The 12,277-nt window shown below is 70.2% G+C and carries 8 protein-coding genes; 5 read left to right on the top strand and 3 right to left on the bottom strand.

All coding sequences use genetic code 11. The features are described 5' to 3' along the window. Window positions 1–16: 16 nt before the first annotated feature. Entirely contained in the window at window positions 17–553 is a 537-nt protein-coding gene (locus tag ACWGIU_RS14770; protein WP_453705806.1) for an N-acetyltransferase family protein, read from the top strand. Here the strand turns inward: ACWGIU_RS14770 and pulA are convergent. Beyond that, complete coding sequence (gene pulA, locus ACWGIU_RS14765) at window positions 540–5,933, bottom strand: pullulanase-type alpha-1,6-glucosidase (protein ID WP_453705804.1); 5,394 nt, start codon at window positions 5,931–5,933, stop codon at window positions 540–542. The two genes, ACWGIU_RS14770 and pulA, sit on opposite strands and share 14 nt — an antisense overlap. A 46-nt stretch (window positions 5,934–5,979) precedes the next feature. Further along, window positions 5,980–7,707, bottom strand: a complete 1,728-nt coding sequence (locus tag ACWGIU_RS14760) for a carbohydrate-binding module family 20 domain-containing protein (RefSeq protein WP_453705802.1) — start codon at window positions 7,705–7,707, stop codon at window positions 5,980–5,982. A 400-nt stretch (window positions 7,708–8,107) separates the two neighbouring features. Between ACWGIU_RS14760 and ACWGIU_RS14755 the strand changes: the two genes are divergently transcribed. From ACWGIU_RS14755 to ACWGIU_RS14740, 4 genes are all read left to right on the top strand, one after another. Continuing rightward, window positions 8,108–8,296, top strand: a complete 189-nt coding sequence (locus ACWGIU_RS14755; RefSeq protein ID WP_453705800.1) for a hypothetical protein — start codon at window positions 8,108–8,110, stop codon at window positions 8,294–8,296. Between the two features lie 6 nt (window positions 8,297–8,302). Then, window positions 8,303–8,824, top strand: coding sequence for a hypothetical protein (locus ACWGIU_RS14750; protein WP_453705798.1), 522 nt, complete (start codon window positions 8,303–8,305; stop codon window positions 8,822–8,824). Between the two features lie 74 nt (window positions 8,825–8,898). Then, entirely contained in the window at window positions 8,899–9,465 is a 567-nt protein-coding gene (locus ACWGIU_RS14745) for a hypothetical protein (protein ID WP_453705796.1), read from the top strand. Beyond that, a complete protein-coding gene (locus tag ACWGIU_RS14740; RefSeq protein ID WP_453705794.1) occupies window positions 9,452–10,657 on the top strand; it encodes an MAB_1171c family putative transporter in 1,206 nt (401 codons plus the stop codon). Before ACWGIU_RS14745 ends, ACWGIU_RS14740 begins: the two co-directional genes overlap by 14 nt. Window positions 10,658–10,700: 43 nt before the next feature. On the opposite strand, the gene ACWGIU_RS14735 is transcribed toward ACWGIU_RS14740, so the two are convergent. Then, window positions 10,701–11,981, bottom strand: a complete 1,281-nt coding sequence (locus tag ACWGIU_RS14735) for a hypothetical protein (RefSeq protein ID WP_453705792.1) — start codon at window positions 11,979–11,981, stop codon at window positions 10,701–10,703. Window positions 11,982–12,277 lie beyond the last annotated feature (296 nt).

Genomic DNA, 12,277 nt, shown 5'->3' with positions numbered 1-12,277 from the left:
CATCGATAATGCCCGCGTGATCATTGACGACGAGATCCTGTTCCGGCCGGCCGAGGAGAAGGACGCCGGCACACTGGTGCAGCTGTACGACCAGGCTGCCCGGTGGATGCGCAAGCACGGGATCGATCAGTGGAAGCCCGGCGACAAGGACGCCGCGCACTTCCGGTCGAAGATGCGCGAAGGCGAGGTGTGGATCGCCGCCGATGCCGACGGGCGCGTGTGCGGGGCCTACGAGTTGTGGTGGTCCGACGAGGAGGCCTGGGGGGTCCAGCCGCCCGTGGCGGGCTACGTGCACCGGCTGATGGTGGCGCGCGAGGTGGCCCCCGCGGGGGCCGGGCGGCGGCTGCTCGAACACGCCGAGCGGCGGACCGCCCGGACCGGTCGGGAACGGGCGCGGCTGGACTGCGTCTCCACCAACCCCCGGCTGCTCGCGTACTACCGGGGTGCGGGCTACCGGGTGGTCGGGGAGCTCCCTGACAAGCAGGGGAAGGACGGCAGGACCTACGGGGTGATCCTGCTGGAGAAGCGGCTGGACCGGCTCACCGCCGTGTGAAGACCGAGACGGTGCGGGCGGGGACGGTGAACTCTCCTGTCTTCGCGTCGTACGTGGACTGCTTGACGGTGGCGTCGGAGCCCGCGGCCTGGACCGGGTGCAGCCGGTAGGCGGTGCCGGCGAGGGCGGGGACGCGCTGTGCCTGTCCGGTGGGGGCCGCGTTGAAGACGACCACCAGGTCGCCCAGGGTCATGGTGATCACGCCCGGGGTCTCGTCCTTGCCCGAGAGGGGGAAGGCCAGCCGGGACTGGACCGCCTCGGTCGTGGCGAGGGCGAAGTCCGGCTCGGTGGTACGGATCCTCAGCAGGTCGCGGTAGGCGGCCGAGGTGGCGTCGATGTCCGTGCAGGTGGGCGCCGGCCCCGTGAGCAGCGGCTTCGCGTAGAGCCACTTCGAGGCGTTGTCGGCGGCGGGGGGCAGGCCGCGGCCGAAGCCGTTGCCGGACCGGCAGTCCCAGTGGATGGCGTTGAACCAGTCGCCGCTGTCGTAGGAGTTGCGGTCCAGGGACTTGGAGCGGAGCAGGTCGGTGCCCGCCTGGGAGAGGGCCGGGCCCTGCGAGAGGGCGGCCGTCGCCATGGCCAGGACCTGCATGCGGGCCTGGTCGCGGGGGGCGGTGCCGGTCGGGAGTTTGTAGGTCAGGGCGTCGGCGAGGGTTTCGTTGTCGTGGGCGTCGGCGTAGGCGAGGGCGTCGCCGGGGGCGGCCGCGTAGCCGGCCGGGGCGCCGTTGTAGTCCAGCTCGGATCCCTTGATGCGGCGGCCGGTGGTGTCGGTGAAGGCGTACGAGGCGAGGTTGCCGGAGAGCCCGACCTTGATCAGGTCCTGGGCGTGCAGGAGGCGGGCCTTCTGCTGTTCGGCGGTGCCGTTCGCGGGCGAGGCGTTCGGGGCGGTGAACAGGCCGGACGCGAAGCCCTGGACGCGCGGGTCCTCGTCGAAGGGGCCACCGCCGCGGACGGCGTCACGGGCCCGGTCGGAGAAGGTGGCGATGCCGGTTCCGGCCATGTTCTTCTGCGTGGCCTGCACGAAGCGGGCGTCGTCGGCGATCTCGCCGAAGTTCCAGCCCTCCCCGTAGAGCACGATCTTCTTGCCGTCGACCCCGTCCTTGGCGACGGTCAGGGCGTCGAGGGCCGTGCGGACGGCCAGGATGTTGGCCTTCGGGTGGTGGCCCATCAGGTCGAAGCGGAAGCCGTCGACCTTGTACTCCTTCGCCCAGGTGACGATCGAGTCGACGACCAGGCGCCCCATCATGGCGTTCTCGGGGGCGGTGTTGGCGCAGCAGGTGGAGGTGGCGACGCTGCCGTCGGCCAGCAGGCGCTGGTAGTAGCCGGGGACGATGCGGTCCAGGACGGACTTGTCGGCCTGGCCGGCGGCGACGGTGTGGTTGTAGACGACGTCCATCACCGTGCGCAGCCCGGACCCGTTGAGGGACTGGACCATCCTGCGGAACTCGACGGTGCGGGCCGTGCCGTTCGGGTCGCTCGCGTAACTGCCCTCGGGGACGGTGTAGTGCAGCGGGTCGTACCCCCAGTTGTACGCGTCCTTCGCGGCCGCGGCGGCCACGCAGACCTGCTGTTCCTGCGAGTCCGGCGCGTACACCGTCAGGTCGCAGGCGGGCTCGGTGCGGTCGGCGGCCTTCTCCGGGACGGTGCCGATGTCGAAGGCCGGCAGGAGGTGGACGTACGAGGTTCCGGCGGCGGCCAGGTCGCGCAGGTGCCGCATGCCCGCCGAGGCGGTGTCGGTGAAGGCCAGGTACTGGCCGGGGTGGGTGGTGGTGCGGTCCAGGGCGGAGAAGTCGCGGACGTGCAGCTCCTGGATCTGCGCGGAGGTGAAGGGGACGGGCGCGGGCTTGCGCAGGGTCTTCCAGCCGGGCGGGGCGAGCTTGGGGTCGGCCAGGTCGACGACGAGGCTGTGGACGGAGTCGGCGGTGAGGGCGGTGGAGTAGGGGTCGGTGACGAGGTTGCGGACCACCTGGCGGGTGCTCGGGGCCCAGACGGTCACGTCGAAGCGGTAGGGCTTGCCGGTCCAGGAGCGTTCGCCGCGCACCGACCAGACGCCGGTGGCGTCGTCGCGGCGCATGGCGACGGTCCGGCCGTCGAGTTCGAGGGAGACCTGCTGGGCGGTGGGGGCCCAGACGGAGAGGGTGGGGCGGCCGTCCTTGAAGACGGGGCCGAGGGACGCGGTGGTCGCGTACAGGTCGTCGAGGACTCCGGCGAGCTGGACGCCGGTGGCGGCGAGGACGGCGCCGTTGGCGGCGCGGGCGCTCGCGACGAGCTGGCCGCGCAGGGCCTCGCGGACCCGGTCGCGGTCGCGCGGGTCGACGCTGTAGGCGCCGTACGAGGCGAGGTGCGGGAACTTCTGCTTCTGCGCGGCGGTGAGCTCGGTCCGGGCTCCCAGCCGCAGCCACTGGGCGTGGCCGGTCAGGGTGCCGTTCTCGGCCTTGACGGCGCCTTCGCGGGAGGCGAGGAGCTGTACGGAGGCGGCTGTGGCGGGGGCCTTCCAGGCGAGGGTGTCACGGTCGATCCAGACGGCCTGGGACGTGGTGAGGTCCAGGGCGGCGGCGGATCCGGCGGGCTGCGGGAGGAGGTACTTCTCCTGGCCGCCCAGCATCCACACCTCGTGGCCGGTGGCCTTCAGATCCAGGGACCGGTCGGTGGGGAGGTCCTTCTCGTCGCCCTTGTGGAGGATGTAGCTGAGGGTGGTGGCGCCGGGCGCGAGCGGGACCTCGTAGACCGCGCCGTAGGAGTCGGTGCGGGTGGGGAGGAGCGGCTGGGACCAGTCGGTGGGGTCGGCGGCTCCGGTCCAGACGTGCAGACCCCAGCCGTCGTAGGCCCGGTCGGGGCGCTGGTAGTGCAGGACGGCCTTGGCCTGGTCCTGGGGCGGGTAGGCGGGGCGGTCGGTGCGGGCGGGTTCCTTGCCCTGCTCCAGCCAGATCTCGCCGGTCTTCGTCACGTCGATGGTGCGGTCGGCGGCGACGTCCTTGTTGCCGTCCTTGTCGATGACGAGGTAACCGACGGAGGAGGCACCGGGCTTGAGCTTGACGTACGCGAAGGCGCCGTAGGCGTCGCGGCCGGTGAAGTCGTGACCGGCGGGCCAGGGAGTGGCTTCGCCGTCGGCGAGGTCGCCCCAGGCGTACAGCCGCCAGTCGGTGTAGTCGCCGTCGGACCGGTTGTAGTGGACGACCGCGTAGTCGCGCTGGGTGGCGGTGGGGACCTCGACGGGCGGGGCCTGTCCGGCGACGGACGCTGCGAGGGCGCTCGCGGTACGGCCGGCCGAGTCGATGACGACGGCCTTGTAGCGCAGCGGGGTCCCGGCGGGCGCGGTGACGTGCTGGGTGACCTTGTAGGGGGCGTGGTCGGCGGTGCCGAGAACCTGCCACCTGTCGGTACCGGTCTGTGCGGCGAAGACGACGCGGTTCAGGCCGCCGCCGCTGACGTCGGCGGAGAGCTCGACGGTGCCGGTGGCGCCGGGCGCGGGGGCCTTGAGGGTCAGGGTGGGCTTGACGGCCGGCTTGGCGGCGGGCGTCACGGCTTGGAGGACGACGGAGCCGAGGGCGGGGACGGGGACCGTGAGCTTGCCGGCCGCCGAGGCGCGGATCAGTGCGGTACCGCCGTACAGGGTGCGGTACTGGGCGCCGGCCGGGGCGTCGAGCTCGACGGTGCGGGAGTCGGCACCGTTGTTGGCGGCGACCAGGTACTCGGTACGGGTCTTGGTGTCGGTGCGGGCGAAGGCATAGACGGAGCCGTCGGAGAAGCGTTCGCTCTGGACGCCGTCCCGCAGGGCCGGGTGCGCCTTCGTCAGCTTCGAGAGAGCACTGATCTGCTTGTAGAGCGGGTGCCCCGGATCGTAAGCATCGCTCGCGTGCGTGCGCACCGTTCCGAGCTGGTCGTCGTCGAGGTAGTCGGCGACCTGCGTGGCGAACAGTGGCTGCCGGGCGTCCTTGTCGCCGCCCGCGCCCGTGAAGCCCTGCTCGTCACCGGAGTAGATCACCGGATTGCCGCGGGTGAGGAACATCAGCTCGTTGGCCAGCCGGTAGCGCTCCAGCAGCTCCTGCTCCCCGGCCCCCGGCCGGTCCTGCTTCAAGAAGGTGGCGAAGCGGCCCATGTCGTGGTTGCCGAGGAAGGTCACCTGCTCGTAGGCGTTGGCCTTCCCGGAGGTGTACCGGTAGTCGTCGCCGAGGACGGAGGCCAGCCGGCCGGCCGCCGCGCCCTGGGAGGCGTACGCGCGGATCGCGTCCTGGAGCGGGAAGTCGAGGGTGGCGTCGAGCTTCCCGCGCGTCACGTACGGGGAGGTGACAGCGGTGTCGGCGGAGTAGACCTCGCCGAACATGAAGAAGTCGTCACGGCCGCGCTTCGCGGCATAGGTGTCGAGGGCCGTCGCCCACTGCGTCCAGAACTCGGTGTTGACGTGCTTGACCGTGTCGATGCGGAAGCCGTCGATGTCGAAGTCCCGCACCCACTTCTCGTAGATCTTCTCCATCCCGCTGACGACCTCGGGACGCTCGGTCCACAGGTCGTCGAGACCGAAGAAGTCCCCCTGATCGGAGGACTCGCCGGCGAAGGTGGAGTCCCCGCGGTTGTGGTACATCGTCGGGTCGTTCAGCCAGCCCGGCACCTTGAGGTTCTTCTTCGCGTCCGGCACGAAGGGGGTCCTCGGGTACGACTCGCCGTCCACCTTCGGGAACTTCGCCCTCCCGTCGGCGTAGTCGGCGTCGTCGAAGGGCACGCCGTCCTTCGTCAGATAGGGGAACGCCCCCTTCGAGAGGTACGAGTAGGAGGCCTCGCGGTAGTCGACGACGTCGGCGGTGTGATTGGTGATGACGTCGAAGAAGACCTTCATCCCCTTCCCGTGCGCCTTGTCGATCAGCCGCTCCAGGTCGGCGTTCGTCCCGAAGTGCGGGTCGACCTGCGTGAAGTCGGTGATCCAGTAGCCGTGGTAGCCGGCGGAGACATCGGCCCCCTTGCCCTGAACCGGCTGGTTCTTGAAGATCGGCGCCAGCCAGATGGCCGTGGTGCCGAGCCCCTTGATGTAGTCGAGCCGGTCGGTGAGCCCCTTGAGGTCACCACCCTGGTAGAAGCCCTTGTCCGTGGGGTCCAGGCCGGTCTCCAGGCGCGAGCCGGTCAGGCCGCCCCGGTCGTTGCCCGGGTCGCCGTTCGCGAACCGGTCCGGGAGTACGAAGTAGAACTGCTCCCGGGTCAGATCGTGCCGGGCCGGTTCGGCGGCCAGTTTCGCGTCCGAGGGCGGGGCGGGCGGCCTGGCCGGTGCGGCCGCGGCGGGGAGGGCGGGCAGGAACGTCACGGCCAGGGCGGCGGCGAGCGCTCCTGCGGCAGGGCGTATCAAGGCAGGTCTCCTTGTGTACGTGTCGCATGGATGAGGGCCGCCCGGCATGGCGGGGAGGAAGGTGCCGGACGGCCCTGGTGGGTGGAGCGGCGGCTCAGTTGCGCCAGGTGTCGGTCAGCGTGACCTTGCCGCTCGCGGGGACGGTGGCGGTGCGGTTGGCGCCGCTCTCCCAGGTGACGTTCCCGGCGGCGTCCTTGCGGAGGTACTTGTACGAGAACGCGGTCCCGGGCGGGAGCGTCACGTCGAGCTTCCAGACGGGGTACGCGGCCGGATCCAGCTTCGGCGCGCCGCCGGTGTTCCAGCTGCCGAGCTCGGCGCGGTCACCGGTGACGTAGATGTTCTGCCCGGGCACGGTGGTCGCGTTGACGCCGAAGGAGGCCCCGGCGGAGCTCGCCGGGGTACCGGCGCAGGTACGGGCTCCGGCGTGCAGGGCGAGTGCCGTCCCGGCGGCGACCGTGGCGGTGAACTGCCCGCCCGAGCCGACGGTGACGGTCCGCCCGCTCTGCACGTCGCAGTAGTCGCCGCCCGCCAGCGACGTCTGGAAGGTCCGGGTCACTGCGGAACTCTCGTGGTTGATCGCCACGTACGCCTTGGTGCCGCGCCCGAAGGCGATCTGGTCGCCTCCGTTGTCCCACCAGTCGGTGACGGACTGGCCGCGGGCCGCGTTGCGGAAGCCGACCATGGAGGAGATCTCCCGCCAGGCGTGCTGACACTTCCAGCCGCCGGAGTAACAGGCGTTCACGGTGCCCCCGTTAGGCGGACCGGCGTCCTTGTCGCTCCACTCGTAGCCGGAGTGGACATCCGGGGATCCGTAGGGCCAGGCCAGCGCGAACACACCGGCCAGCGTGTAGGCGGACCCGTCCTTGTAGCTGAGGGTGTCGCCACCGCGCTCGGTGTCGTGGTTGTCGACGAAGACCCCGGCCTGCCCGCTGGGCATGTACCCCCAGGCCTCGCCGAAGTTCTTCAGGTAGGCCAGGTTTTCGCTCTGGAAGACCCGCTTGAGGTCCCGGGCGTACCGGAACTCCTGCACGTCCCCGTTCCCCAGGTACTCGCTCGGCGAGACGGCCTCCCCGGCCCCGTATATCGCTTCCTGCTTCCAGTACACGCCCGGCTTGGTCAGCCGGGACTTGATGTCGGCGAGGTCGGCGGCGGGCATGTGCTTGGCGGCGTCGATCCGCAGGCCGTCCACGCCCAGCGACAGCAGGTCGTTCAGGTATCCGGCGATGCGCCCGCGCACGTGGTCCTCACCGGTGTCCAGGTCGGCGAGTTGCACGAGCTCGCAGTTCTGGACGTTGCCCCGGTCCTGGTAGTTCGAGATCGAGGCCCGGCAGTCGTCCATGTCGGCACCCGAATAGAGCCCCGGATAGGTGTACTTCGTGTACGAAGATCCCCCGGTCCCGGTGTAGGTGGCGCCGCCGTCCGCCGGGCCGGCCATGTGGTTGATGACGGAGTCGACGACGACCTTCACCCCGGCGGCGTGACAGGTGTCGACCATGGCCTTGAAGGAGGCCCGGTCCCCGAGCCGCCCGGCGATCTTGTAGCTGACGGGCTGGTACGAGGTCCACCACTGGCCGCCTTGCGCGTGCTCCTGCGGCGGCGACACCTGCACGTACCCGTACCCGGCGGGTCCGAGGGAATCGGTGCAGGCCGTGGCCACGGAGTCGAAGCGCCACTCGAAGAGGACGGCGGTGACGTCCCTCTCGCCGGGGGGCGCGGCGGCGGCGGGCGGCCCGACGGCGGTGAGGGTGGCGGCGGCAAGCGCACCCGCGGCGACGGCGCGGGCTGTCTGCAGGGTTCTGCCGTTCCTTGCGGTGCGGGGCATGTGGGGCCTCCTGGCGGAGAGGTGGGGATTGCAGGCGACCGTATGGGCCCGCCAACAGCGCTGCAATACCTTGCGCAAGAAATTGCAGAATTGTTTCTTGCGTGTGTCCTGCCGGGAGTTGAGCCGATCCCGTCGGGCCGGGCGCGGCCGGATCGCCGAGCGAGCACTTCGCAGGAGCGGCGGGGTCGGGTGACGCGGCGGGGGAGGCCATTCATCAACTTCCGTTCCCGCGGTGCCCCCGGCCGGACCGGGCTCGTGGGCGGCCTCGGACAGGCGGAACGGTTTACAGGCGTTCAGACCGGTGGTCGTCATTCGACGTTCCCATTCCTGCCCGTTGGTGCCGAGTTCCCTCATTGAGTGGGATGCTCACCCCGTTCCGGCGCGCTGCCTCAACTTCCAGGTGCTGAACCGACAGCCGATCGACGCGGCCGCCTACCAGGCGGACCACCGGAAGCGGATCGACGGCGGCGGCAAACCGGAGGACAGGCCGGTGTCGGCGAACGACTCCCTGATGCGTCCGTTCACGATCGTCGACCCGACCATCCCCTGCGGCCGCCATACTGGAGGGAGTCGGCAGGAAAAGGGATGAGGGCGGATGAGCGAGCACGACGAGGCTGTGCCTTGTGCCGACTCGGGCGGCCAAGAGCGTCCGGTGGATGCCGAGGCCGAAAGGCTGGGGCAGCGCGTGGAGTTCCTCTTCGTCCATGTGCAGCCCCTCGGTCGGCGTTTCACCCTGCAGGAGGTGGTCGACGGTGTGCGCGACGGGGCGCGCCCCGGCGATCCGAAGATCTCGGTCGGCAGGCTGTGGACTCTGCTCAAGGGCAGGGTCGGCAACCCCACGGTCGGCACCCTGCGTGCGCTGGGCGAGTTCTTCGGGGTGCCGATGGCCTACTTCGTCGACGACGAGGTGGCCGACCGGGTCTCCGCGCAGCTCGCCTTGATCGCGGCCATGCGGGCCAACGACGTCCGGTCGGTGGCACTGCGGGCCGCGGCGGTGGCCACGATGTCGTCCCACGGCGTGGACACCGTACGGTCCCTGGTCGAGCGCAGCGCTCTGCTCGAAGCCGGACAGGAAACCGAGCAGGAGACCGGCCAGGCGGTCGACCCGCGCGCCTGAGCCTCGCCCGAACATCTGTCTCCTAGTATCGCGTCGGGGAAACAGGGGATGCGGCTGGGGGGCTGGGTACCAAAGTGGAACAACGCAAGTGGCGCGCGTTCAAGGCGCACTGTGCCGATCTCATCGGGCCGTTGCAGGTGCCGCGCCCGTTCACGATCACGAATCTGTCCGCGCTGGTGGCCAAGCGGCGCGGGCGGCCGCTACGGCTGCTTCCGCTGCCCGGCGGCGACAGCGGGGAATCGGGCGTCTGCGGGATGTGGATCGCCTTCGCCGATACCGATCACGTGTACTACTCCGAGGTCACGAGCCCGGTTCATCAGACGCACATCATCCTGCACGAACTGGCCCACATGCTGCTGGACCACCAGCAGACCGGTGCGCCACAGCAGGCGAGCCTTGAGCGTCTCTTCCCGGACCTGGATCCGGCGATGGCGGCCCGGCTCCTCGCCCGTGCTCGCAGCGGGGCCAGCGGTGAGCAGGAGCAGGAGGCGGAGCTCATGGCCTCGCTGATGTGGCAGCACTTCGACGTTGTCCCGGCCGCGCTGCCGTGCGCCTCACCCACTTCGTCGAATGCCCTGCACCGGGTCATGAGCACGTTCACCGACGCGTACGGATGGGGCGGTTCACGTGCGTCCCTTTGATCTCGTGGTGCTGCCGCTGGTCTGGGTCCTCACCGCATGGAGCCTGTTGGGGTTACGGCGGGCGGCCGGCCGCGACCGGGGGATGTGGGCCCTGTGGGCCATGTGGGCGCTGTGGGCCGTCGCCTTCACCGTGGGGGTCCCGGCGGTCCGGCGGGTGATCGACGCGGTGCTCGGCGTCGCGAGTGTCACCAACCTCTTGGTGCATCTGCTGGCGCTGGCCGCGACGTCGGCGATGGTGGAGTTCGTCCGTGAGCTGACCGGGCGCTCCCAAGGGCGCCCGTCACGGGTGAACCTTATCGGGATGGCGGTCGCGATGACCCTTCTGACCTCGGTCTTCGCCGTGATGCCCCGTCCGCATGGTGATGTCGACCTGCTGACCTACAGCCAGAACTCACCGGCCGGGTTCCTCTACTGGATCATCGTGACGGGGGTCGCGGCCATCGGCCTGGCGGCCTGCGCCGTGCTCTGCTGGATCCACGGAAGCCACGCTCATCCGGGTCCGGTACGTACGTCGTTGTGGCTGATGCGGCTCTCGATGCTCCTCGGAACCGTCTACCTGGCGCATCGGCTCGCCTATCTGACAGCCCGGTACCTGCGGCTGCAGTGGTTCGATTCCGCGGTCGTCAGGGCGATCACCCAAGCGCTACTGGTGCTCACGCTGCTTCTCCTGGCCCTGTCCGTCCTGTGGCCCGCCCTGGCCGGCCACCGTCAGCGTCGGATCGCCGCGCGGCAGGGCCGACGGATCGCTCCTCTGTGGCGGCTGCTGCAGACCGCGACACCGGAGGTGGTGCTTCCGCTGCCCGACGAGTTGCATCGTGGTAACCCCCGGCTGCGGCTCTACCGGTACGTGATCGAGGTCCGGGACAGCATTCTCGCCCTGGAAGGGCATGTGGACGCGGCGCATGTGGCGGCCGCCGAGGCGGAGTTGCGTGCGGCCGGGTTCGGCGGCGACCGCTTGGCCCCCGCCGTGGAAGCGGCGGTGCTGCGGTACGCCATCGCCGCCGAACTCGGCCTTCGCGAGAAGGCGTTCGACCGACGTGCGGTGGCCGGTGACGGGCGCGACCTGGATTCCGAGATCCGGTGGATCGCTCAGGTCGCGGCCGTCATCGACGTCCCGGCTGTGGTCCTGACGGCCGAGCGGTTGTACCTCATGCCCGGCGTGCCGGTGCCGCACCCGCCGGGCCAGGGCTGAGTACGGTCGGCCTACCCGGGCTGTCGCCTACCGGGAATTTCGCCTACCTGGCCTGGCCCCAGTCGATGTAGGTCGCCGAGCCGTCGTCGTTGCGCAGGTGGAAGAGGGCCTGCGACGGGCGCCAGATGCCGATGTTCGCCGCGGGACCGCCGTTGCCGCCGTCCCAGTTGCCCGCGACCGGGATGTCGTTGCCGCCGCCCCAGTCCAGGACGACGAGGCTGCCGTCATCCATCCGCAGGTGGAACTGACCCGTCGACGGACGGAAGACGCCCACATTGTCCGGACCCGCACCGTCCCAGTTCCCCGACACCGCACGGTCGCCCGCCTGGCCCCAGTCGACATACGTCGCCGAACCGTCGTCATTACGCAGGTGGAACGTGCCGTTACGCCAGATACCGACGTTCGCCGCCGCGCCGCCGTCCCAGTTGCCCGCCACCGGCTGGTCCGTACCCCCACCCCAGTCGATCAGCGTCAGACTGCCGTCGTCCATCCGCAGGTGGAACTGACCCGTCGACGGACGGAAGATGCCCACATTGTCCGGACCCGCACCGTCCCAGTTCGCGGACACCGGCAGGTCACTGCCACCACCCCAGTCCACGTACGTGGCCGAACCGTCGTCATTACGCAGGTGGAACATGCCGTTGCGCCAGACACCCACATTCGACGCCGCGCCGCCGTCCCAATTCCCCGCAACCGGCAGATCGCCGGGGTTGTCGTCGACGATGCTGTTGTTGCGGACCGGCCGGAAGGTGCCGTGGCCGGAGTAGTACGGGTAGGGGATCTCGCGGTAGTGCATCCCGCTGCCCGTGAACTCGTAGCCCATGTACGAGGTGCGCGCGGAGTTGGCCCAGCCGCCGAACACGACGATGTGGCCGTTGGCCCCGGCCGCGTCATTGAGCAGGCCGTCGCCCGGCTTCAGGTCGCTCTTGCCGATCCACGAGGCGACACCGGAGGGGACGAAGCTGGTGGTGTCCAGGCCGGGCGTGGAGAGCTTCCAGGCCATCGAGGCGAAGCCGGAACAGTCGGTCCGATAGCCCTGGTAGGTGTTGTCCCAGCTGTACTGGAGCCCGATCCCGACCCAGGACGCGGCGCGTCTGATCACCTCGCTGCGGGCGATGGACGGGCCGGCGGCCACCTGGGACGGGGCGACGGACGCGCCCTGGCCGGCTCCGCCCTTGTCGATGGCGGTGAGGTCGGCGGCGGCGGACGGTGCCGGGACCGGTTCGGCCGCGTGCACCGGTGCGGCGGCCAGAAGGCCGACGATCAGCCCGGCGGCGGCCACTCCGGCCGCGGCCCCTCGACCCAGGACGTGCGTGTTCGACATGAAGGATCCCCCCTACTGACGAGTGCATGACAATGACCCATCCGACCCGGCGCGAGAGGCCGCCACGCACGAGCGTGCGCGTCTATGGTGACGATGGCGATGGCATCAACAGGGCTCCCTGCTTGCCGCCTTGACATCGGATCAGACGAGAAGAGCATCACGGCCCGACCCGACCGGCGTCAACATTAATTGAAAATGACGCAGATCCGGAGCGAGGCGCCTGGCTCAATACCGCTGGACGTTTTGCACCGCTATAGATAGTGAAAGACACGTATTTAGCGCAGTCGATGTCACGG

Source organism: Streptomyces sp. NPDC054840 (genome assembly GCF_053611065.1).
This window is presented reverse-complemented; position numbering and strand designations above follow the sequence as displayed.